This is a genomic window from Polynucleobacter bastaniensis (assembly GCF_018882205.1).
In the GTDB taxonomy this organism is placed as follows: Bacteria; Pseudomonadota; Gammaproteobacteria; order Burkholderiales; family Burkholderiaceae; genus Polynucleobacter; species Polynucleobacter bastaniensis.
Genome location: NZ_JACVOU010000002.1, coordinates 494,546 through 516,546 on the forward strand (window position 1 = coordinate 494,546; position 22,001 = coordinate 516,546).

The window sequence follows — 22,001 nt, forward strand, 5'->3', positions numbered from 1 at the left end:
TCCGTGAAGTATCTTGTAGCTCTGCTGCTTTGCTTAGGCCTTACTGGTCCTGTCAAATCCCAAACAATCAAAGCTGATACTGCTTGGCCTAAACAGGCTATCAAAATTGTAGTGACCTTTACGCCAGGTGGAGCGCCCGATATTTTGGCGCGGGTACTGGCTGAGAGTTGGCAAAAAAGTTTAGGTGTACCAGTGCTAGTAGAAAATCGTCCCGGCTACGGCGGCAATATTGGCGCTGACCTAGTAGCTAAGAGCGAGCCAGATGGCTACACACTTCTGATTGGCACGGTGGGCATCCATGCAATCAACGGCGCTCTTTATGACAAGTTGTCTTTTCATCCGATCAATGATTTCACGCCCATTAGTTTTTTGGCGAGTACGCCCAATGTATTGGTAGTGAATAAGAAGTTGGGCGTCAACAATCTTCATGAACTGATTGAGCTTGCCAAAGCTAAACCGAATGAGCTTACTTTTGGCTCTTCTGGTGTCGGCACTTCATTGCACATGTCTGGCGAACTCTTTAAAGAAATGACTGGCGTGCAGATTCGTCACATTCCTTACAAAGGAAGAGCCCAATCCTTGCCCGATCTCCTCAGCGGACGTATTTCTATGCTATTTGACAACCTGTCTTCATCGCTACCTTTGATTAAGGCAGGAGAGGTTCAGGCTTTGGCAGTAACGACCTTAAAACGCTCACCAGCAACTCCAGAGATTCCGACAATGGCAGAGCAAGGCTTGCCGGGATTTGAGGCTACATCATGGTTCTCTCTCATGGCGCCAGCAAATCTACCCCCAGTTTTACAACAGCGTTTAAATACCTTGACTCGCCAAACCCTCAATCAGACCGAAGTCAAAAACAAGCTGCGCGCTAGTGGTTTGGAGCCAGCGCCAGGAAGCCCTCAAGAGCTCAATAAGCTGATTCAATCCGAGACCAATAAATGGGGTAGGGTTATTTACAAATCAGGCGCAAAATTAGAGTAGTAGTTCGATGCAGCAAAGTAATAAATATCTCAATAAATACCCAATTCCTGTCAGCCTAGGTTTGGATGGAGCGTTATAAGTAGTAGAAGGTAAGCAATTCAAAGGGTCCACTATGAAAACAGCTCAACTGCAATACCCAATTAGCATCTCTAAAGTGATGCTGGCGCTCCTCACGGTAGCGGGATTATTAGCGCTTGCGCCACAACCAGCTCAGGCAGGTAATGTTGGTTGGGCGGTCTCCGTTGGGGGCGGTTACGGTGGTGGCCATGGCGGTGGTTGGCGCCCAGCAGCATACGGGCCAGGTTATGGTGGTGGATGGGGTCCAGGCTGGCGAGGCGGATATTACGGTCCTGGCTATGGTTGCCCTTATGCTGGTGCTTACTATTCGCCACCCGTGGTTTATGCGGCGCCACCAGTAGTAAGCTATGCAGCTCCTCAGCAGCCCATGGTTTTAGCTTCCCAGCCTCAGGCGCCAGTTTGGTATTACTGTGCGGCGAGTGAGCAATATTTCCCATACGTGCAAAGTTGTGCATCAGGTTGGCAAACTCAGCCGGCGATGCCGCCATCTGGGAACGCGCCTACCAAACAGTACAGACAAAATTAAGCAATTAACTAAGTGACTCAATTTAGGAAATGAATATGAAACGTGCCGTACTGACTTTGGCCATCATCAGCACTGTAGCCTCTTTAGCTGCTTGTGTCTCTGCACCAACTGGCCCAACCATTGCGATCATGCCGCGTGAAGGCAAACCTTTTGATGTGTTCCAGCAGGACGATCAGCAGTGCCGTGAGTTTGCCGCAAATGCAATTAAAGATACTAGTAATGCTGCTTTAAAAGAAGGTGCAACTAGTGCTGCCATTGGCGCTGCCTTAGGCGCGGCTGCTGGTGCAGTGATTCAGGGGGGTAGTAGTCAGAACATTGGCACTGGTGCTGGTGTTGGCTTGCTCGGTGGCGCAGCTATGGGTGCCATGAATTCTTCAGGTAAACAAAATCAGGCTCAGGCGCAATACAACATCGCTTATCAGCAGTGCATGTACTCCAAGGGTAATCAGGTACCGAGCTATCCATCGCAGGGTGGTAGTTCTAACTACAGACCTCCAAGCAGTGGATTTAAACCCATTCAGTAAAACAATTTACTGTAATTAAACCTCAACCGGCGGATGCGTTTTCTCAAATCGTGCTGCCGTCCTTCTAAAGAGGTAGAGTAATAACAGTGCAGCCAATCCTAAGCTCATACTATTGCCAGCCCAAAAGCCATTAGCACCTTGCAAAAACTCCGGGGTATTGCCAAAGGCATTAAAGCCCATCAAGTAGCCACCACCAAGTCCAACACCCCAAAGTGAGCCTGCATAAATCAGCATAGGCCAAAAGGCAATACGATAGGCACGCAGAATAAATGCTGCAGTCACTTGCAGGGCATCAAAGAGCTGGTAAAAAGCAATAAACAAAAAGAGTGGAATAGAAAATACCTTCACCTCTTCCGGTGGGTCGTAAAGATCTAGCAATTGCACTCTAAAAATCCACACCATCACACCAATAAAAACACACAAGGTCGTTGTGAAGAAAACCGACGACCAGCCAATTTCTTCTGCACGCTCTTGTTTATCTGCGCCAATCGATTGCGATACCAAAGTCATTGTGGCAATCGATAAGGATAAGGGCACCATATAAATCACCGTTCCCATATTGGCCACAATTTGATGGCCAGCTAAAGCGGTAGTACCCAGGCGCGCAATAAAGAGTGACATAAAGGTGAAGGAGGTCACTTCAATTAAATAACTAAAGCCAATGGGCGCACCTAATTTGAGTAGGGTCCAGATGCGATGCCAGTTTGGCCAACTAAAGCATACAAAGATTTTGAATGGCTTATAGAAGTTATCGAAGAGTACAAAGCCCAGAGTGATGATGAGCCAGAACCAGCTGATGATGACAGTGGCTACTGCGCAACCTGGACCGCCCATACCCTCAATGCCAAAGCCCCCGTAAATAAATAAGAGATTAAGTGGTAGTTTTAAGCCCAAACCAATCAGTTGCACTACCGTAATGACGGTTGGTCTTGACACAGCATTGTGAAGCGCCATGAGCACGCGCATGGCCATACTGGCGGGTAAACCAATTGCAAGGATATTCAGATAGAGCTTAGCCTTGCCCTCAATGTCTGGCGTTACCTGAGAGATTTGTAATAAGTAATCTGCATTGAGCAAGATTGCAGTACCCAATAAGGTGAGGCCAAGAGCGAGCCAGGTGGCTTGACGTACTTCTTCACCAATCTCACCAAAACGCTTAGCGCCAAAGAGTTGTCCTGCAATTGGGGCGAGGGCAGAGATCACGCCAGTCAGACCAACATAGATGCTGATAAAGATAGCTGAAGCCATCGCCAGAGCAGCCAAGTCATCGGCAGAATAGCGCGCAGTCATCGCAGTATCTAAAACACCAAAGGCAATCACTGCTAACTGACCAATCAGTAGTGGGCCAGCAAGTTTTAGAAGGGAGGGAATATCCTCGCGCAGACGCGATAATTTAAAGTGCAACACGTTTTATTCTTTGCCTGCAGGGGTAATTTGATAGAGACGTAGACGCTCATCACGGTCAGACGCACGGCGATCTTCCCAGAGTAATTCAATTTTCTTTTTATTGAGACTGGCGTATGCCTTGGCCTCTGAGGAGCTGTGAGTCAACATCAGATTGCAGCTGGAATCATCACGTAAAGGCAGTTTTGTGAAATAACCAAATGAAGCTAACTGAGCGGCACCTAGATTGGTGGTGTCAATACATCCTGGCGTATTGGCAATAATCGCAACCAGGCGATCAGAAACATAACGATAGGTCTTAGCATAATTAATTGTTGGTAACCACAAGGTCATCAACAGCACCCACATCAAGGTAGTGCCAGAGGCGGAGATGATGAGACAACGCCAGATTTCTTTAGGGGCGCGAGAAGTTCTCCAGCGCACAATTGCCAACCAGATGCCGGTAATTAGAAGGGCAATAAGAAAACCAATGTAATCAAACTGTGCCTGGAAGCCAGGTAATAATCTTGCCAAATTGGCAGCAGTGGATTCTGGGAAGCCAGTCACTTTTGCTAGCCAAATAATCCAAATGGCCAAAGCAATGATGGTGAAACTAAACATCGCAAACCAATCAATAAAGCTAATTAGGCCACGTTTCAGAATCGGCAAACTAAATGCAGCAATGATAGACAAACTCGGAATCAAAATAATGAGGTCATGTTCGTTTGCTTCTAAGCGGAACAGAACATAAATCAAACAACCAATAAACAAGCTTAGCGGAATACACAGATGTGGAGCGCGCCATTGCCCCGCCTCTTTTGCTCGACCCCAGTGCGCGAGTGAGATGATGGCCAATGGCCAAACCGGCCAGGCATAGGCCCAGAAGTTAACGCTTAAAAATCCTAGGGATTCAATAGAAGGTGTTGCGCGCATCTCTGGCATATTGCGCCAGCCTTCTTCGGCGATATGACGCCACTCAGGGGTGAGATTACCGAGATACCAAAGTGCGGGCCAAATCGCAAAACCAATCAAACCCAAAACAGTACTAGTTAAGGTCCAACGAAAACGTAACTTTGCATTACTCGCAATCACTGCAATGATGGTGGAACTCACAATAATAAGGCTCAGTGTGAGATTGCTTGAAAGGGCAGCGATCGCAATACCAAGACCAGTCCAAAAGCCACCTTGCCAAGGTTTATCTAAACCACGGACGGTGCCGTACAAAACAATGCTGATGCCCATCAGTTGCGCCATCATCGGCGTAGTCTCATGTGCACGTTGCGCAAGTCCAACGCAAGCTAAGAAAATCAATAGAGCGCCATCAGCCAAAGTCATGCCGTAATTTTTACGACCCGGTTGACCACCCACTGCCAGTACCATCGGCTGCACCTCTGGGCGACGTCCTAATAAATAAGTCGCATACCAAATGGCTAGAGCGGCAGCAAAGAAGCAAACTGCCGCATAGAGGCGTGCCGCATTGGCCATGCCAATCAATGGACCAAATAGATCCATTAGGGTGGCACCTAGCCAGTAGGGAAAGGGTGCGCCAAGAGAGATATCGCGCCCCGCAAGGTGCGGAACAATCCAATCAAGCGCTTTGCCGTGTTGCAAAGCCCACATGCCACCAAATCCGATGGCATCTTCGTTCTTCCAAGGGTCACGCAGAAAGAGGCCAGCAAAACCATAGACTAAAGTTAACGCAAAAATAATGATGCGTGGAATGGAGGTGGTGGCGGCGGCGGTGAGTTTAACCATAAAAAACTAGCAATAAAAAAGGCAGCAAACGCTGCCTTGATTATCTCGCAGAGGAGGGTGAATAGTGAATATCTAAACCCCAGCCCCTTAATTGAGTAGGCCTATTATTAAGCCTTCTTCTTAGCTGGTTTTTCAGCAGCTTTAGCTTCTGCAGCAGCAGCTTTTTTCTCAGCTGTTTTAGCAGCGCCATCACCAGTAGCTTTAGCAACCGCTTTAGTACCGAATTTCTGACGGAATTTCTCAACACGACCGGCAGTATCCATAATCTTCTGGGTACCAGTGTAGAAAGGGTGTGACTCCGATGAAGTCTCGATCTTGGACAAAGGATATTCTTTGCCATCTTCCCACTTGATTGTCTCTCTAGTAGACATAGTGGAGCGAGTCTTGAAGCTGAAGTTATTAGAAACGTCTACAAAGACGATTTCACGATATTCGGGGTGAATGCCAGGTTTCATTATTGATCCTATTAGCGGGCAGCCGTTTTGGCGAGGTACAAAATACGAGGCCTAAATACTTACCCAAGTTAAATGCAATTATTAAAGCGGTAAAAGCGAAATTATGCCATGAAATCAACAACAAAGCGCACTTTTACCGACTTAGAGAGCCTAAATTAGCCGCCCTTACGCATTAAATCAAAGAATTCACCGTTATTTTTGGTGGATTTGAGTTTATCGACGATAAAGTTCATTGCCTCTATATCATCCATATCGGCCAATAACTTACGCAATACCCAGATTTTCTGAAGGTTTTCAGCTTTAACCAACAACTCTTCACGGCGGGTGCCGGACTTATTGAGGTTAATCGATGGGTAAACACGACGCTCGGCCAAACGACGCTCAAGGTGCACTTCCATATTGCCGGTACCTTTGAACTCCTCGTAGATGAGGTCATCCATACGGCTACCCGTTTCAATCAAGGCAGTAGCAATGATAGTGAGCGAGCCACCTTCTTCCACATTACGCGCGGCTCCGAAGAAGCGTTTTGGACGTTGCAATGCGTTGGCATCCACACCGCCAGAGAGTACTTTTCCAGATGAGGGGATGACAGTGTTGTAAGCACGAGCCAGACGAGTAATCGAGTCAAGCAAGATGATGACGTCTTTTTTCATCTCAACTAAGCGCTTGGCTTTTTCAATTACCATCTCGGCAACTTGAACGTGACGCACAGCTGGCTCATCAAATGTTGAGGCAACGACTTCACCGCGTACCGAGCGTTGCATTTCAGTCACTTCCTCAGGACGCTCATCAACTAGGAGCACGATCAAGATCGCATCAGGATTATTTGCAGATATCGCATGCGCAATGTGCTGCATCATTACGGTCTTACCGGATTTAGGCGAAGACACGATCAAGCCACGCTGGCCATAGCCAATCGGGGAGATCATGTCGATGATGCGGCCAGTTAAATTCTCTTCCGCCTTGATGTCACGCTCTAATTGAATCACGCGATTTGGGTGTAAAGGCGTTAAGTTCTCGAACATGATGCGGTTCTTCAATGCTTCAGGAGCCAAACCGTTGATCTTGTCTACCTTAACTAATGCAAAGTAACGCTCACCATCTTTAGGGGTGCGAACCTCGCCTTCAACGCTGTCACCAGTGTGCAGGTTAAAACGGCGGATCTGCGCAGGAGAAATATAGATGTCATCCGGAGAAGCCATATAAGAGGCGTCCGGGGAGCGCAAGAAACCAAAGCCGTCAGGCAAGACTTCCAAGGTGCCGTCACCGAAAACAGATTCACCTTCCTTAGCGCGCTTTTTCAGAATGGCGAACATCAACTCCTGTTTGCGCATCCGTTGCGTATTTTCAATCTCCAGGCTAGCTGCCATTTCAAGCAGGGCGGATACGTGGAGTATTTTGAGTTCAGATAATTGCATGTGGTTCTCGGGTATAGATAAGGGTGTAAATGTGTTTTGGGGTATCGCTGCCTAGATGAACATCAGACAGATTGGAAAAGCGGAGTATTTGGGGGAGCTTGCTAGAAAAGAGGTGCACTTGAGTGCGTTGAACTACTAATAGAACAGATACTACACTAAAAACAGCTAAAACCACAGGCTCACCCAGTGAACCTGTGATCTGGGACTATCTACAGATGACTATCAATAAATGCGGTCAACTGGGATTTGGCCAAAGCGCCTACTTTTTGAGCAGCAACTGTGCCGTTCTTAAAGAGGATCAATGTAGGAATGCCACGAATATTGAACTGGGCAGGAACGCCTTGGTTCTCATCCACATTCATCTTGGCGATTTGGATCTTGTCACCGTACTCACCAGCCAACTCCTCAAGGATAGGGCCGATCATCTTGCAAGGACCACACCACTCAGCCCAGAAGTCCAGGAGAACAGGTTTATCGGACTTGAGAACGTCTTCTTCGAAAGAAGCGTCAGTTACATATTTGATGCCGGCACTCATGAAAATTCCTTAATTAGTCTTATTTAGTTTTATATAGTTATTGCTTTACAACGCTTATATTAGCAATAAGCCACACTTTGTGCCTAAATTCTCAAAAGAAGCCATAGAACTCACCTTAATGCCGCACCCGTTTCCAACCCTAAACGAACAACAGCAGCCACATACTTGGTCGATAGCGCCCAACGCTGGTGCTCTGAAATCGCTCGCCGAGGGTATTTGGAATTGTGCAGTGCAAACCAAACAACGTCCCTTAGTGGTACTGAGTACGGCAGGCCCATTAATGGGAGTGAGAGTTGCCCTAGAAAAGTACCGACCCAAGAATCTACCAAGCCATATTGCCTTCCTGCCCCAAGTGATGAGTTTTAACGATTGGCTAGAAGCAGCGCCAGGTGCATGGAAGTTTCCTAAGAGGCAAACGAATCTGGAGCGTTGGTTATCCGTTTACATCAATCTACGCAAACATAAAACATTACAAAGCTGGTTCAAAGCTGAGAGTGAGGCGGGTGCATGGGGATTAGCGCAGGCGGTAATCGATGCTTGCGATTCTTTGTCAGAGGCAGTCGTGCCGCTAATGCAAAGTGAGATCAACGCCTTGGTGCAAAACCAAACCCTCGACGCAGAGTTATGGGTGAAAAAAGTAGAAACACTTTTAGATCAAGCAATCGCTAAAGCCTATGTTGGTTTATCTCGTAAGGTCGTTGATCAAGAATCCACAGTGTTATTAGCTTTCTGGCGCTATCTCAGTAGTCCTGGTGATCCTGTGATGCGCAAACACATCGCCTTAGCAGCCCATCTTCAAGCAGCCAGTACCAATCAAGCTCTTGCAAGGCCTTTGATCTGGGTAGAGACTGCTGATCCTAAGCCAATTGATCAAGAGACAATCTCGCAGTATTTACAGGAGTATTCGCAATTTGCACCTGTAGTCAACATTGGAATGGATTGGCATTCAGTAGCGCTGTGGTCTGAAGCCTTAAGTGGTCAAAATGCTGAAGGGCAACTTAAAACAGTAGATAGCGAACAGCAGATCCTGATTGATCAAAATGTTCAAGCAAACTTTCACGATGGCTGGAAGCTATTAGCAGCAAGACGCTTTGAAGAGCTAGCTTGGGCAGCAGCCAAATCAATTGAGGCGCACTTAATTGCAGGCAAGAAGAATATCGCCCTGGTTGCACAAGATCGTTTGGCCGCAAGAAGGGCGCGGGCATTGCTGTCGCGCTTTGGCCCTAGCCTTCGCATTCGTGATGAAACCGGTTGGAAACTTTCCACTACTCGTGCTGCTGCCTCGCTCAATAGTTGGTTAGAGTTAATTCGCTCGCCAAAAGAAGGGCCGAGTGCCAGTGCCTTGCTCGAGTTTTTACAAAATCCATTTTTTGATATTGCGCACACCTTACAAAAGCCGCCACAGGCTTGTATCAGTCTAATTGCGCAGCTTGAAGATATTTTGATTGCAAGCCAAGCAAAGTCTGGTTGGGAAACTTTTCGGACGGCTATTGAGCGAGCTAATGCTTATTCATCTTCGCGCGGTAGCGTGCCCCATGAATTACTCTTAGAGTTGCTTACTGGCTTACAAAGACATCATGCGCAGTGGCTCGAACTCAAACTCGATTGTGAAAATGCTTATGCGCTTCTAAATGCCAATCTACAAGAGATGGGTATGGTACAAGAGCTTGAAAAAGATTCTGCCGGAAAACAATTGCTTGAAGTACTCAAGACCTTTGATCTGGGCGCGGGAGCTTATCGGCAAGTTAGTATGCGTTTGCCAGAATGGCTGAGCTTACTCAAGACAGTTATTGAAGAAGCCTCTTATCAAGAGGTGGGACAGCAAGCGGAAGCAACGCTGAGTATTCTGCCTTTGAGCTCAACACGTTTGCGTGAATTTGATGCCCTTGTCTTAGTTGGTTGTGATGAGCAGCAATTGCCAGCGTTCTCTGAGCCGCCATTGTTTTTCTCAGATGCGCTCAATCGTTTATTAAAAGCCTCCACCATTACAGCGCAATATATTCAGCAGGCCAGAGATCTATCGCAATTGTTAATCTCTTGCCCGCAGGTTGAGTTACTTTGGCAAAGCAAGAGCAAAAGCGGTGAACCCCTCAGGCCGTCAGCTTGGATTAGTCGCTTACGTACCCAACTTCCAGGTTGGTCAATACTAGAGGCAAAGCCTGATACCCATGCAGATCACTCCGCTCCATTGCAGGAGTCAGTCGCAACGGTTAATCCAGATATTGCTTTGCCGATTAGCATGTCCCCTAGTGCATATAAGGCTTTAAGAGATTGCCCTTATCGCTACTATGTCCGTAGCATCTTGGGTTTACGTAAGGCAAAAGAATTTGAGGAAGGCTTTGATGCTTCATTGGCAGGGCAGGTTTTACATGCCTTGCTTAAAAACTTCTTCCAAGCATTAAAAACAGAAGAGCAAAAATCCCATTCGAATGTTGCGAGGGGTGAAGATGCGCGCCGCCTGTGGATGCAAGAGCATCTAACAAAGCATTCAGAAAAAGAGTTTGAGCGCTTGATTCAGGGTGATGCCAGGGTTACTGGAACTTTACGTGATTGGCAAAAGCAGATCCCTAGCTTTGTAGAGTGGCAACTCCAGCGTGAGGCAGAGGGTTGGCAATATCACGATGCTGAGCTATCAGTCGGGTTCACCATCATACTGACTGACGCTGATGGTATCGAGAGGGAGATTGAGATTGCGGGGCGCGCTGACCGCTTTGATGTGAACACCAATCAGTCCAATGTTGCCGCAGTCATTGATTACAAGAACCAAGGTATCACCAAAATCAAGAAGCGGGCGGAGCGTCTTTTGGATGACCCGCAATTATTAATCTATGCCCGCGCAGTAAATGAGAATGCTATTGCAGCCCATCTTCCTGGGCGAACTATTGAGCAGGCAGAGTGGGTTTCACTAAAGGCAGATCTTAAAAAAGCCAAAGACAGGATTGTCAGAGCGCATCCAGTTGAAAAGATGCCAGAGATGATGGAGCAATTTTCAGAGCAGCTTCGTGAAGATTTAGAAGTCTTATGGGCACGCAAACCCATGAAAGCTTTTGCACCAGATAGCGTTTGCCAGTATTGCGAAGCTAGAGGAATTTGTAGAAAGGGGATGTGGTGAACGATAAGTTTGATTACCCCTTAGCCTGCAACCCCAATAACTCCGTGATTGTTTCTGCTTGTGCGGGCAGCGGCAAGACTTGGCTCCTAGTTGCGCGTATGGTGCGCTTATTACTTGCTGGCGCTAAGCCTCAAGAGATCTTAGCGCTGACCTTTACTCGCAAAGCCGCACAAGAAATGCGTGACCGCTTGTATGGATTGCTAGAACAGTTTTCTCAAATGACTGATGAGCAACTCTTGTATGAGCTCACCATCAGGGGCTTAGATAATGCACAAGCAAAGCAGTTATTGCCGCAAGCAAGAGCGCTTTACCTTAAAGTATTAATGAGCCCCCAATCGATTGTGATTGATACCTTCCATGGATGGTTCGGAAGACTTCTCGGAGCGGCACCAATTTCAGCAGAAGTTCAGCCTGGATTTAATCTGCGTGAAGATGCTAAGCGTTTGCAGGAAGAGTGCATGCAAGATTGGTGGGGAGATTTACCCGCTGATCTTAAAAAACACTTTGACGTTTTACTCAAAGAGTTTGGTGCCTTTGAAGCTGATAAGTTTTTGATGGGCAATTACAGCCTCTTTAAGCAAAGAGGTGCTTGGACATTCTTCTTAGCTTCTTGTAAGGCTAGAGGCATTAGTCCAGTCGACGCTTTAGCGCAATGCTTGCCTAATTTGTCTTTGCCAAACCCGCTAGAAGAATTTTGGCAACGCCCTGGCACTAAAGAAGACCTAAAGGTGATGCTTGATTGCTTTGGTCATGGCACTGCCACTCAAAAGAAAAGGGTGCCACTGATTCAGCAAGCGATCGCACTTCATGCGGCAGGGCGCTCTATCGTGGAGATTGAGGATGCATGGCAAAGCTGCTTTTTAAACCAGAAGCGCGCCCCATCAGACGACATAGCAAATATGTCTTCACCCATGCAGAAGCATCTTGCTGCGACTGGCGGTGACCCAACGCAAATTACCTCCATTCGCAATGCTTGGGTAGATGCATATGAGGCATGGTTTGCCTGGCAAAATGATCAAGAAGCCTATGCACTCAACACAGCTTGGTTTGCCATGAGTGAAGCCATGCTAGGGCATATGCAAAAGGCAAAAGAGTCAATGCGTGTGCGTGACTTTGATGACCTAGAGATTGGTGTGAGCCAGTTGATGGCCGATCCAGCAAATGCCGCTTACCTGCAAGCAAGGCTCGACGCCAAGTACAGCCACATTCTGATAGATGAGTTTCAGGATACCAATCCACTGCAATGGCAGATTCTGCGATCTTGGTTAGAGGGCTATGGACAAGATGACTCACGCCCCAGCGTATTTATTGTGGGGGATCCGAAGCAGTCAATTTATCGCTTCCGCCGCGCTGACCCAAGACTATTTACTAGCGCAACTACTTTCCTGCAATCTACTTTGCAAGCGAAGTATCTAGAAAAAAACACCACCCGCAGAAATGCGGATGCAATTAACGAAGCAGTGAACAATATCTTTTTAACGGATGCCGTGCCATCAAGTTATGAGTTTTCAAACCAGGATACCGACTGGAAGGCGCCAATAGAGGGTATTGCTAAGCACGAGTTTGCTGCTAAGGGTGAGGCAATGTTATTGCCGCTAATTGAGCGTATAGAACAAGATCAAGCTGAGCGCACTGGCAATGCTTTAGATAACCCTATTGAGGATTTGGGGCTTACTGTGGGTGTACAGCAACGCTACTGGGAGGGTCAACAAGTCAGTCGCTTGATTCATCATATATTGGCAACTCGCCAAGTGATTGATAAAAAAGATGGCAAAGACTGTTGGCGCCCAGCAAGAGCTAGCGACTTTATCTTGCTCGTTAAACGTCGTACCTACCTACCGCAATTTGAACGAGCGCTGCGCGAGGCAGGTTTGGCCTATGACAGTTCTCGCCTCGGTGGTCTTCTCAATACTTTAGAGATTGATGACTTAATTGCTTTGCTCACTGTCTTGGTATCTCCTAGGCATGACTTGCCATTGGCGCAAGTATTGCGTAGTCCCATCTTTAGTTTTAATGAGCAGCAAATGCAAAAGCTCAGTAGTCATGTGGGTGACAGCCAAAGCGAGAGCCAAGGTCAAACCCAAACCTCTTGGTGGGATGCTTTACAAAGTAGTTCTGAGTCCGAGATTCAGAAAGCGGCACGCTATTTGGAGCGCTGGAGAAGTTTAGGTGAAGTATTGCCTGTACATGACCTGCTTGATCTGATTTATCAAGAGAGTAATTTACGAGTCAGCTACGCAGTGGCCTCTCAAAATCTAGCGCGTGCACAGGTACTAGCTAATTTAGACGCGTTCTTGGAACTTGCCTTAAATCAAGATGGCGGTCGCTATCCGAGTTTGAGTCGCTTTATTGAAGAGATTAATGCGATGCGTCGGGGTGACGATGATGAGACGCCTGATGAAGGGGATGTAGAGGCTGGAGCCGAGGAAGATATTGGTGAAGTAGATCTCGATAGTGAGATGTCCGAGGAAGATCAGCATCAGCGTGTACGTCTCATGACTATTCATGGTGCTAAGGGATTGGAGGCGCCATTTGTGATCATGCTAGATGCTAACCATACCGAGTGGAAAGCACCGAAGCGCGGAGTCCTACTCGATTGGTCTCCGGATGAAACTAGCCCAAGCCATCTATCCCTATATACCGCGAAGTCTTTGACCGAGAAGCGCGCAGCAATCTATCAAAAAGAGAATGAAGTGAGTGAGAATGAAAATTGGAACGTTCTGTACGTTGCAATGACGCGCGCTCAGCAAGGCTTATGGATTAGTGGGGTGCACTCTCACATTAGAGATGGCATTAGCCAAAAATCTTGGTATGGCAGGGCTCTGGCAGCTGGTATGGCAATTTTAGATCCCACTCAATTGGGTGAAGTGATCCCGCAAAAGCAAGAGCAGGTGATCTCTAGCGATAGCGAACTATTTCAGATAAATCATTTCCAATTGTCATGGGACGCTGCCAAGCAATCCCATCAAGAGACCATTGCCAATATTGAAAGCGGTGCACTAGCCATTGCCACAAAGGCAAAAGAGCAAGCACAAGCAGTGGCGCAGCCCGACCCAGAAATTTTGGAAGAGGGTACGCATTTTCATAAGCTATTGGAGTTCTTGACCCCACATTCTGGCAGTCAAGCTGTAGTTGCAATGCCAAGCGAGCAAGAGCTCATGAATTGGCTCAGCATTGATCAAGAGCGTGCCCAAAAACTCATGGAGCGTGTCCAGCTTGTCATGGATGCGCCCATACTCAAGCCTTACCTTACGGATAATCAGTGGGTGCAGGCCTGGAATGAGATTGATATAGCGGACGAGCAAGGTAAAAGCTATCGCATGGATCGCCTAGTAGAGTTTGATGATCACTTGGCCATCCTGGATTACAAGCTCACCATTCCAGAAGAGGGTGATGAGAAGTACGATAAATACCGCAAGCAATTACAGGGCTATCAGGCTGAGCTCGCACGTATTCGGAAAGATAAGCCTAATAAGGCCTTTTTAATCTCCTCAAAGGGGGATCTCAAGGAAATTATTTAAGTAGATTTCTAGGCAGCAATTTTAAGTTTGCTTGAAATTAAATTACCCTTGATGATTTTTTTCTCAACGGCAGAAATCGATTTGGCCTCTTTTTTGATTTCACTCAGCACCTGATTAATAAAAGTTTGCCAGCCTTCGCCTTTAGATTTATAGAAATCTAAAACATCCTTATCTATCCTTAGGGTGACTTGCTCTTTGATTCCGCTTCCTAGAGGTCTGCCGCGACCGCGAACCATTGTGGGCCTGGCTTTCTCCCACTCTTCATCGGTGAATGGAATAGCGTCTGGGTCCGCCATCGCGGCTTTTGTGATTGCAGCATCTTCTGCAGCAGTAGGTCTAATTATTTTCTTTTTCATATTTTTCTACCTCCCGAACATTTGCTTTTCTTAAGCTAAAAACTCTGATACCTATTTTTAGTTCAACATAGATAATGCAGTACAGGCATTGCTTCATTAGGGCCAGCGCTACACGCCTTTCCTCACCATAATTTTTTCTGGCGTCAATCCACTCTAGGGCTGTAACCCACTCAAGCATCCTCGCTCCTGCAAGCGATAAACCATGTTTCTGAATATTTGAATCATTTTTAGCCGAATCATATGATAATTTCATCCTAAATATTGTAGTTACGTTAAATCATATCAGCAATGAATTTATATAGCTACAAAAATTAAGGAAATTAAGATTTCGATCTATCAATTAATACCTTGAAATCCCCCGCTAAAGACCCAATATGAGTAGGGAATAGCAAAAATCCCCAAACTAGGGATAATGAAATTCACACGAAACATCCTACAAGGAGTCTTGATGAACATTCGTAAAGTAACCCATTTATTCGTTGGCGTATTCGCGGCAGCGGTACTGTTCACTAGCAACGCAGTATTTGCTGAGGCAACTTTGCCAGAGGTATACAAGGCTGTGCAATCTGGGCAGATGGCTAAAGCCGATGCCATGATGAAAGAGGTGCTCCAAAACCATCCGAATAGTGCAAAAGCGCACTATGTGGCATCTGAGCTTTATCTCAAAGAAGGTAAGGTAGAGCTTGCGCGCAATCATTTCATCAAAGCGCAAAACTTAGCCCCCGGTTTGCCATTTGCACAAGCTGAGTCTGTACAAAAACTGCAAGTGCAATTGGCTAACACTCAAGTTGCACCTGCCGCTAGTCAGACATCCATTTTCAGTAATCCACTCTTTTGGGGTTTGATTGCCATCTTGGTAGTAGGCGTCATCATTGTGATGAAGCGTCGTAAAGATCAAGCAGTCCAGGTCTACAACGCTCCAAGCGCTGGTTATCCTGGCACTCCAGGTGGCCCCGCTGGCTATCCTGGTGGTCCCGGCGGTCCTGGATACCCCGGAGCACCAGCAGCAGGTGGTATGGGTAGCGGCTTGATGGGTAGTCTTGCCACTGGCGCTGCATTGGGTGCTGGTATGTATGCTGGTCAGGCACTAGCAAGCAATCTGATGGGTGGTCACGATAACGGACATTCCAATGCTGGCTCTAACCCCAATCTGAATCAAGTAGGCGGCCCAGCATCTTTAGATCCCAACTTTGGCGTGCGTGATGCCGGCTCTTGGGACGATGGCGGTGCAAGCTCATGGGATGACAGCGGTGGCGGTGACTTTATGAGTGATGTTTAATTCTCACTCTGCCCACAAAACAAAAGCTACCGACATGGTAGCTTCTGTTTTTATGAAGACAAATTAATGTATTGCTTTATCAACTGATTCAGTCATTATTTAATCATCCCAGCATTCTTCGCATCTTCCATTGCCTGGGGGATTTTCTCTTTCATAAACGCCGGCATTTTAGAGAGTGGGATATCTACAATCACAAAGCCCGAGTCTTCTAGCTTTTTCTTCGTTTCAGGATCGGCATTGAGCTGTGCAAAATAATCCGACATTTTTTGCTGCAAGACTAGTGGCGTAGCCTTAGGTACTGCAACACCGCGGTATGCGCCATCCACCCAGTTCAGACCTAATTCTTTAAAGGTAGGAACATCTGGCAGGGCGGGATTGCGTTTTTCAGTAGCAATCGCCAGTGTGCGCACCTTCGATTTTTGCTGAATCGCTAGGGGGAGATAACCCATAGCGCCATCTACGTGCATCCCAATTAAGGCAGTAATTAAATCTCCCGTACCTTTAAAAGGAACGTAATTAATTTTTACGCCTGCTAATTTATTTAAGCGCTCTACTGCCATGTGGTTTGCAGAGTACTGTGCAGAGCCAGCAAGATTGATCTTGCCAGGTTCCTTTTTAGCGGCGGCAATAAACTCTTGATAGGTTTTATAGGGGCTATCAGCAGAGACCATGAGGGCATCTGGAGTGAAGTGGTAGTAGTAGATTGCGCTGATGTCCTCAGTCTTGTACTGAATGCCTTCTTGTAATGGCTGCAAGATCGTATGGGGAATATTGACGCCGACTACGGTAGTGCCATCGGCAGGATAGGTATTAAGAGCACTCCAGACAAGCGCACCACCGGCACCTGCGCGATTCATGACCACCATCGGTTGCTTGAACTTTTTAGCAGAAATATCCGCTTGATAGCGCGCTACTAAGTCAGACTCTCCAGCGGGTGGAAAGGGGATGATGTATTGAATCGTTTTATCAGGGAATGGCTGTGCACTGACCACTGAGATAAAGCCTAAAGAGAGCACAGCAAACTTCATTAGTGAAAATACGTTCATTTGGATATCTCCTCAATTACTGCATTAGTAACATCACTCATCATTGCAGAGCCTCCTAAATCTCGGGTATGTAATTGGGGATTAGCGGTGACAACTTCAATTGCATGCATGAGTATCTTGCCAAGCTCTTTTTCTCCTAAGAAGTCGAGCATCATGACTGCGGACCAAAATGTACCGATGGGATTTGCCAAGCCCTGACCCATAATGTCAAACGCTGAACCATGAATCGGTTCAAACATCGATGGGTAACGTCTTTCAGGATCAAGATTGGCGGTAGGAGCAATACCCAAGCTGCCGGCAAGCGCTGCCGCTAAATCACTCAAGACATCCGCGTGCAAATTAGTAGCCACAATCGTATCGAGTGATTCAGGACGATTGACCATGCGAGCAGTAGCAGCATCGACCAGTTCTTTATCCCAAGTTACATCTGGAAAATCCTTGGCTACTAACTGAGCGATTTCATCCCACATCACCATGCCGTGTCGCTGGGCATTGGACTTGGTAATGACGGTGAGGTGTTTACGGGGTCGAGACTGCGCGAGCTTAAAGGCAAAGCGCTGTACACGCTCTACGCCAACGCGCGTCATGATGCTCATATCGGACGCCACTTCAATCGGGTGACCTTGGTGAGCTCTGCCGCCCACCCCGGAATACTCGCCTTCTGAGTTCTCCCGCACAATCACCCAATCCAATTGTTCCGGCTTGCAATGACGCAAAGGGGTCTCAATACCTGGAAGAATGCGAGTTGGGCGCACATTGGCATATTGATCAAAGCCTTGGCAAATCTTGAGACGCAAACCCCACAGCGTAATGTGATCCGGAATATCAGGGTCACCAGCCGAACCAAATAAGATGGCATCTTTAGAGCGCAAGGGCTCTAGACCATCATGAGGCATCATGATGCCGTGCTTGCGGTAGTAGTCGCCGCCCCAATCAAAATGCTCAAAGGCGAAGGCCACCTGAGGATGTTTTTTACTTAAAGCGTTTAATACTTTCTCGCATTCAGGGATGACTTCTTTGCCAATGCCATCACCCGGAATCGAGGCTATTTTGTAAGTCTTCATTCGTCTCCTACTGCCATTTTCTAATGAGTGCATGCGCTTTGACATGCACTCTCAAAGCCATTATGTGATGCTTCCCCCACTAAAGAACTTGGGGTTTATGACTAGAAAAAGGGGGTGGTCAGCAGCAAAACAACAAAAAGAGCGTCATTTTTAAGGTTTTTACATATACTGTATGGATATACAGTATATTAATAAACATGACGACTCAAATGATCCCTTCAAAAGCGACCTTAAGCCAGGCTCCACAAGTCTTAGCGGTTCACGACGCCTATGAGTTCAAACTTCTGAGTCACCGTATTTCAGCGGGATTTCCGAGTCCAGCAGCCGATTATGCCGAGGAAGGTCTCGATCTCAATAGTTATTTAGTTCAAAACAAGCCAGCTACCTTCATGTTTACCGTCAAAGGGGACTCGATGATGGGCGCAGGTATTTGTGATGGCGATAAGGTGGTGGTCGATAAAGCCCTCAAGCCAAAACATAAAGATATCGTGGTTGCCGTAGTGGATGATGAATACACCATCAAGCGCCTCTATCAATTACGCGGCAAAACTGAGCTTCAGCCCGAGAACCCCAATTACGAGCCTATTACCTTTAATGAGAACAGCGAACTCCAAATCTGGGGTGTAGTTGTTGGGGTAGTCCGTAAGTACAGTCACGCTAGCAGCAGAAACGGCAGATCCGCATGAACCAAGCTGGTCAAACCAATCAACTCTTCGCACTGGTGGATGTGAACAACTTCTACGTATCTTGCGAGCGCGTATTTGCTCCCAAGCTAGAAGATGTACCGATGGTAGTGCTCTCGAATAACGATGGTTGCGCCGTAGCGCGTAGCGCTGAAGTCAAAGCGCTAGGCGTAAAGATGGGTACGCCCTGGTTTCAGATGAAAGATCTGGCTCAGCAGCATGGCATCCAAGCCTATTCATCAAACTATACCCTGTATGGCGATATGAGTGGCAGGGTAGTGGAAGTCTTAAGAAAGTTCACGCCCAATTTAGAGGTCTACAGCATTGATGAGAGCTTTCTGCAAATCGAGACAGTGCTCAAGCAATATGCTGACCCCACTAGCTTGGGTCAAATCATCAAGCAAGACGTTAAAGATACAACAGGCTTGCCAGTATGTGTTGGCATTGGGGCTAGTAAGACGCTTGCCAAGTTAGCCAATCACTTGGCCAAAAAGAATCCTCAGTTTGCTGGCGTGTGTGACATCAGCTCTATGCCAAAAGCAATGCTCTATCAGTGGATGGCTGAGACGGCAGTAGGTGAGGTATGGGGTATTGGTGGCAAGACGGCCAAGAAACTCAAAGAGCTCAAGATTAATAGCATATTTGATCTAGTACAAATATCACCACAAGCGATGCGTCAACAGTTTGGCGTTGTGATCGAGCGTATTTGCTATGAGTTGCGCGGAGTATCTTGTCTGCAGTTAGAAGAAGTGGCGCCAGCTAAACAACAAATTATTTCCTCAAGAAGTTTTGGCAAGCCAGTCACTTCACTGGAAGGATTATCTGAGTCCGTTGCCACTCATGCCGCAAGAGGTGCTGAGAAGCTCAGAAGCCAGAAGTCAGTCACGGGCGCGCTTACGATCTTTGTGCAAACCAATTCACATAAGCCATTTGAGCCACAACATCATCAAAGCATCACAGTAGTTCTGAGTGATCCTAGTGATAACACCTTAACGCTCACTAGCGCTGCATTAAACGGTTTGAAGCAAATCTACAAAGCAGGCTTTAAGTACAAGAAGGCGGGAGTCATTCTGAATCTCTTGGCTGATAAGCCGACGATGCAGCAATCGCTATTTGATGACATGGAAGTCAAAGGCAAGTCCGCTGGACTCATGAAGGCTATGGACTCCATTAATAGCCGCTTTGGTAATGCCGCCATTAAAACCGCAGCAGCTGGAACGAAGCAAGATTGGCAAATGAGATCAAACAACCGGTCGCCGAACTACACCACCCAGTGGGATGAGTTGCCGGTAGTGCGCTAAAGGACAAGCAAAAAAATGAAACAAACAATAAAACAAACAATGAAAAAAATGAATAAAAAACAACAAATAACAAAGCTAATTTTACTAGCTCATTTCATGAGCTAGTAAGTCAATATTCTGAACACATAGAAACAAAACAGTAATAAGCAATAGCAACACAATCTCATTAACGCAGAAATACATCAGGAGAAATCAAATGGAACTATTAAACAACTTTAACGGCATCTCACTCGCAGTGATTATGGTTTTGTCTTACTGCGCAGTATTGAAAAACACCAAGCGCAGTGAGCGTAGCAATACTCCAGTATTTGGCCGCAAGTATCAGTAAGAAAAATTAGCAGTAGAGAAAAAATAAGCAGCAGCTGCCTAGAAGGGGAATAAGGAAATCACGGATTCCTTATTCCCTAGTCAAGGCGAGAGTCATCAGAATCCCCCTACACAAGATATGTGTAATGAGGCTATAAAAATATCATAAATATGGATAAAATCCAAACATGATCGATGACAAGCAAACCTATATAGATAAGAAACTACGCCCACTGCCACGCTGGATATTTATGTCCCGCTGGTTACAGGCGCCACTCTACATTGGCCTGATTGTGGCTCAAGGTGTTTATGTTTGGCAGTTTTGGTTAGAGCTGGCTCATCTCATCAGCATGATGTCAGAGAAAAACATGACAGAAACTTCACTCATGCTCATTGTGTTGGGCTTGATTGATGTAGTGATGATCTCCAACTTGTTAGTCATGGTGATCGTTGGTGGATGGGAGACTTTTGTTTCTCGTTTAGAGTTAGAGAACCATCCAGATCAACCTGAGTGGTTATCGCATGTCAATGCAGGCGTTCTCAAGGTGAAGTTGGCAACAGCCATCATTGGAATTTCATCAATCCATTTGCTCAAGACCTTTATTAATGCGTCCTCACACGATGAAAAAACTTTGCTGTGGCAAACCGTCATTCACATGACCTTTGTATTTTCAGCTCTCGCGATTGCTTATACAGAAAAGCTGGTAACCTCTGCACACCAGAAGCACTAAATTGATTAGAGCTTAAAAGAGCCTAAAAAACTTAGGCCTGTAAGGCTTTGCGAAGGTATTCAGAAACATTGTCCTGGCGTAGCATCCATTGCTTATAGTCAGAAGGTACTTGGCTAATCAGTTCGCCCTTGTGTTTACCAAAAGGCATGATTGTCGGAATGCGGGCCTTCTCAGACATTTCCCATAAAGCATCCAGAGAATCAGGTTTGAGCTTCTCAATAATCTGTCCAAGTATTTTGGAGCAAATCCATACATCCGCTAAAGCACTATGCGCATCACGCAGTTGCTCTCTAGCGGTCGAACGTTCAAAGTAATAGAGCAGGGCACTTTGTGTATGGCTATCGAGATCAGGCCAAAGACTGCGAGCTAAGGCAAGGGTGCAAATACGTTTAACTTCGGGTTTGCCAATAGCCTCCCAGTCAAAATCCACACTATGACCAATGAGGTACTTGGTGCCAGCAGGCAATCTAAAAGAGCTGCTAGCTGGGCAATGGATCAGATCCTCATCCAAGATGTGGTGGGTTGCTAATGCGCCTAGGCTAATTGGTTTTCCGGGGTTATAGCGCTGTACCCAAGGATTGCCAAGCGCTAGTGGGTTAATCGAGGTGACATCTAAAGATGCGGCTTCAATAATGACGGCATCGGTCTTATCAGTGGCTTCAACATCAAAAATAATGGCTTGGGGCATAAAAATCTTAAAAAGAGAATGGCTTAAAGCCGGGCTAGCTATTTATTGCCTGGAATATCTGACTTGCTATCAACATCTGGGGATAAACCCTTGTTTTTATCGTGCTCAGCCAGTTTTTGCATTATGTTATGAGCCATTGGGGATAAATCTTGAGTAGGTTCAGCTGGTTTGGCTGGCTTTTTCTTGATTAAATTTTGTAGAAGCGTTTGGAAAAACATTGATAATCCTCGAGTGGCAGTCTTATTAAATCAAAATCTG

Annotated in this window: 21 protein-coding genes; 10 read left to right on the forward strand and 11 right to left on the reverse strand. The window is 46.5% G+C overall.

Annotated features, from left to right (window positions below):
* The first annotated feature begins 3 nt into the window (after window positions 1-3).
* The 3 genes from ICN22_RS05655 (at window position 4) to ICN22_RS05665 (ending at window position 2,109) form a co-directional block, all read left to right on the forward strand.
* Window positions 4-981 carry a Bug family tripartite tricarboxylate transporter substrate binding protein gene (locus tag ICN22_RS05655; RefSeq protein ID WP_216169272.1) on the forward strand — a complete coding sequence of 326 codons (978 nt, stop codon included), beginning with the start codon at window positions 4-6 and terminating at the stop codon, window positions 979-981.
* 112 nt (window positions 982-1,093) lie between these two features.
* Window positions 1,094-1,585: a hypothetical protein gene (locus ICN22_RS05660; RefSeq protein WP_216169273.1), complete on the forward strand. Its 492-nt coding sequence runs from the start codon at window positions 1,094-1,096 to the stop codon at window positions 1,583-1,585.
* A 35-nt stretch (window positions 1,586-1,620) separates the two neighbouring features.
* Entirely contained in the window at window positions 1,621-2,109 is a 489-nt protein-coding gene (locus ICN22_RS05665) for a glycine zipper family protein (protein ID WP_216169274.1), read from the forward strand.
* A gap of 15 nt (window positions 2,110-2,124) precedes the next feature.
* Here the strand turns inward: ICN22_RS05665 and ICN22_RS05670 are convergent, their stop codons facing one another.
* From ICN22_RS05670 to trxA, 5 genes are all read right to left on the reverse strand, one after another.
* Window positions 2,125-3,516, reverse strand: a complete 1,392-nt coding sequence (locus tag ICN22_RS05670) for an MATE family efflux transporter (RefSeq protein WP_216169275.1) — start codon at window positions 3,514-3,516, stop codon at window positions 2,125-2,127.
* A 3-nt stretch (window positions 3,517-3,519) separates the two neighbouring features.
* Window positions 3,520-5,247 (reverse strand): ArnT family glycosyltransferase, encoded by a 1,728-nt coding sequence (locus ICN22_RS05675; RefSeq protein WP_216169276.1) that lies wholly within the window; start codon window positions 5,245-5,247, stop codon window positions 3,520-3,522.
* A 107-nt stretch (window positions 5,248-5,354) separates the two neighbouring features.
* The gene (locus ICN22_RS05680; protein WP_216169277.1) at window positions 5,355-5,702 is read right to left on the reverse strand and encodes a type B 50S ribosomal protein L31; all 348 of its coding nucleotides are present in this window, start codon (window positions 5,700-5,702) and stop codon (window positions 5,355-5,357) included.
* A gap of 155 nt (window positions 5,703-5,857) precedes the next feature.
* Entirely contained in the window at window positions 5,858-7,120 is a 1,263-nt protein-coding gene (rho, locus tag ICN22_RS05685; RefSeq protein ID WP_216169278.1) for a transcription termination factor Rho, read from the reverse strand.
* Window positions 7,121-7,329: 209 nt separating this feature from the next.
* The gene (gene trxA / locus ICN22_RS05690; protein WP_215304272.1) at window positions 7,330-7,656 is read right to left on the reverse strand and encodes a thioredoxin TrxA; all 327 of its coding nucleotides are present in this window, start codon (window positions 7,654-7,656) and stop codon (window positions 7,330-7,332) included.
* 79 nt (window positions 7,657-7,735) lie between these two features.
* Between trxA and ICN22_RS05695 the strand changes: the two genes are divergently transcribed.
* Together ICN22_RS05695 and ICN22_RS11185 are read left to right on the forward strand one after the other, a co-directional pair.
* Complete coding sequence (locus ICN22_RS05695; protein ID WP_369411565.1) at window positions 7,736-10,768, forward strand: PD-(D/E)XK nuclease family protein; 3,033 nt, start codon at window positions 7,736-7,738, stop codon at window positions 10,766-10,768.
* On the forward strand, window positions 10,765-14,289 hold the full coding sequence (locus tag ICN22_RS11185) for a UvrD-helicase domain-containing protein (protein WP_369411566.1): 3,525 nt from the start codon (window positions 10,765-10,767) through the stop codon (window positions 14,287-14,289). The genes ICN22_RS05695 and ICN22_RS11185 overlap by 4 nt, the downstream gene beginning before the upstream one ends.
* Window positions 14,290-14,297: 8 nt before the next feature.
* Here ICN22_RS11185 and ICN22_RS05705 read toward each other — a convergent pair whose 3' ends face one another.
* Together ICN22_RS05705 and ICN22_RS05710 are read right to left on the reverse strand one after the other, a co-directional pair.
* Window positions 14,298-14,645 (reverse strand): BrnA antitoxin family protein, encoded by a 348-nt coding sequence (locus ICN22_RS05705; RefSeq protein WP_216169279.1) that lies wholly within the window; start codon window positions 14,643-14,645, stop codon window positions 14,298-14,300.
* Complete coding sequence (locus tag ICN22_RS05710) at window positions 14,626-14,898, reverse strand: BrnT family toxin (protein ID WP_216169280.1); 273 nt, start codon at window positions 14,896-14,898, stop codon at window positions 14,626-14,628. Before ICN22_RS05710 ends, ICN22_RS05705 begins: the two co-directional genes overlap by 20 nt.
* A gap of 195 nt (window positions 14,899-15,093) precedes the next feature.
* Here ICN22_RS05710 and ICN22_RS05715 point away from each other — a divergent pair, with 195 nt between their 5' ends.
* A complete protein-coding gene (locus ICN22_RS05715) occupies window positions 15,094-15,924 on the forward strand; it encodes a tetratricopeptide repeat protein (RefSeq protein ID WP_216169281.1) in 831 nt (276 codons plus the stop codon).
* Window positions 15,925-16,019: 95 nt separating this feature from the next.
* Here the strand turns inward: ICN22_RS05715 and ICN22_RS05720 are convergent, their stop codons facing one another.
* Together ICN22_RS05720 and ICN22_RS05725 are read right to left on the reverse strand one after the other, a co-directional pair.
* Window positions 16,020-16,970, reverse strand: a complete 951-nt coding sequence (locus ICN22_RS05720) for a tripartite tricarboxylate transporter substrate binding protein (RefSeq protein WP_216169282.1) — start codon at window positions 16,968-16,970, stop codon at window positions 16,020-16,022.
* Window positions 16,967-18,034, reverse strand: a complete 1,068-nt coding sequence (locus tag ICN22_RS05725; protein WP_216169367.1) for a tartrate dehydrogenase — start codon at window positions 18,032-18,034, stop codon at window positions 16,967-16,969. Before ICN22_RS05725 ends, ICN22_RS05720 begins: the two co-directional genes overlap by 4 nt.
* Window positions 18,035-18,243: 209 nt before the next feature.
* Here ICN22_RS05725 and ICN22_RS05730 point away from each other — a divergent pair, with 209 nt between their 5' ends.
* The 4 genes from ICN22_RS05730 (at window position 18,244) to ICN22_RS05740 (ending at window position 21,055) form a co-directional block, all read left to right on the forward strand.
* Window positions 18,244-18,720, forward strand: a complete 477-nt coding sequence (locus ICN22_RS05730; RefSeq protein ID WP_255533856.1) for a LexA family protein — start codon at window positions 18,244-18,246, stop codon at window positions 18,718-18,720.
* A complete protein-coding gene (locus tag ICN22_RS05735; protein ID WP_216169283.1) occupies window positions 18,717-20,018 on the forward strand; it encodes a Y-family DNA polymerase in 1,302 nt (433 codons plus the stop codon). Before ICN22_RS05730 ends, ICN22_RS05735 begins: the two co-directional genes overlap by 4 nt.
* 196 nt (window positions 20,019-20,214) lie before the next feature.
* Window positions 20,215-20,346, forward strand: a complete 132-nt coding sequence (locus ICN22_RS11125) for a hypothetical protein (RefSeq protein WP_255533857.1) — start codon at window positions 20,215-20,217, stop codon at window positions 20,344-20,346.
* 166 nt (window positions 20,347-20,512) lie between these two features.
* Entirely contained in the window at window positions 20,513-21,055 is a 543-nt protein-coding gene (locus tag ICN22_RS05740) for a TIGR00645 family protein (RefSeq protein WP_216169284.1), read from the forward strand.
* Window positions 21,056-21,086: 31 nt separating this feature from the next.
* Here the strand turns inward: ICN22_RS05740 and ICN22_RS05745 are convergent, their stop codons facing one another.
* Both ICN22_RS05745 and ICN22_RS05750 read right to left on the reverse strand, forming a co-directional pair.
* Window positions 21,087-21,743, reverse strand: coding sequence for a putative quorum-sensing-regulated virulence factor (locus ICN22_RS05745; protein WP_216169285.1), 657 nt, complete (start codon window positions 21,741-21,743; stop codon window positions 21,087-21,089).
* 38 nt (window positions 21,744-21,781) lie between these two features.
* Window positions 21,782-21,961, reverse strand: coding sequence for a hypothetical protein (locus ICN22_RS05750; RefSeq protein WP_216169286.1), 180 nt, complete (start codon window positions 21,959-21,961; stop codon window positions 21,782-21,784).
* Window positions 21,962-22,001: the final 40 nt, after the last annotated feature.

Bases quoted from the DNA above. Each gene is read 5' to 3' on its own strand.
- ICN22_RS05705 (WP_216169279.1), bottom strand. From the start codon at position 14,645: ATGAAAAAGAAAATAATTAGACCTACTGCTGCAGAAGATGCTGCAATC.
- ICN22_RS05720 (WP_216169282.1), bottom strand. From the start codon at position 16,970: ATGAACGTATTTTCACTAATGAAGTTTGCTGTGCTCTCTTTAGGCTTT.
- ICN22_RS05680 (WP_216169277.1), bottom strand. From the start codon at position 5,702: ATGAAACCTGGCATTCACCCCGAATATCGTGAAATCGTCTTTGTAGAC.
- ICN22_RS05735 (WP_216169283.1), top strand. From the start codon at position 18,717: ATGAACCAAGCTGGTCAAACCAATCAACTCTTCGCACTGGTGGATGTG.
- ICN22_RS05740 (WP_216169284.1), top strand. From the start codon at position 20,513: ATGATCGATGACAAGCAAACCTATATAGATAAGAAACTACGCCCACTG.
- ICN22_RS05660 (WP_216169273.1), top strand. From the start codon at position 1,094: ATGAAAACAGCTCAACTGCAATACCCAATTAGCATCTCTAAAGTGATG.
- ICN22_RS05665 (WP_216169274.1), top strand. From the start codon at position 1,621: ATGAAACGTGCCGTACTGACTTTGGCCATCATCAGCACTGTAGCCTCT.
- ICN22_RS05730 (WP_255533856.1), top strand. From the start codon at position 18,244: ATGATCCCTTCAAAAGCGACCTTAAGCCAGGCTCCACAAGTCTTAGCG.
- ICN22_RS05715 (WP_216169281.1), top strand. From the start codon at position 15,094: ATGAACATTCGTAAAGTAACCCATTTATTCGTTGGCGTATTCGCGGCA.
- trxA (WP_215304272.1), bottom strand. From the start codon at position 7,656: ATGAGTGCCGGCATCAAATATGTAACTGACGCTTCTTTCGAAGAAGAC.
- ICN22_RS05725 (WP_216169367.1), bottom strand. From the start codon at position 18,034: ATGAAGACTTACAAAATAGCCTCGATTCCGGGTGATGGCATTGGCAAA.
- ICN22_RS05750 (WP_216169286.1), bottom strand. From the start codon at position 21,961: ATGTTTTTCCAAACGCTTCTACAAAATTTAATCAAGAAAAAGCCAGCC.
- ICN22_RS11125 (WP_255533857.1), top strand. From the start codon at position 20,215: ATGGAACTATTAAACAACTTTAACGGCATCTCACTCGCAGTGATTATG.
- ICN22_RS05710 (WP_216169280.1), bottom strand. From the start codon at position 14,898: ATGAAATTATCATATGATTCGGCTAAAAATGATTCAAATATTCAGAAA.
- rho (WP_216169278.1), bottom strand. From the start codon at position 7,120: ATGCAATTATCTGAACTCAAAATACTCCACGTATCCGCCCTGCTTGAA.
- ICN22_RS05675 (WP_216169276.1), bottom strand. From the start codon at position 5,247: ATGGTTAAACTCACCGCCGCCGCCACCACCTCCATTCCACGCATCATT.
- ICN22_RS05745 (WP_216169285.1), bottom strand. From the start codon at position 21,743: ATGCCCCAAGCCATTATTTTTGATGTTGAAGCCACTGATAAGACCGAT.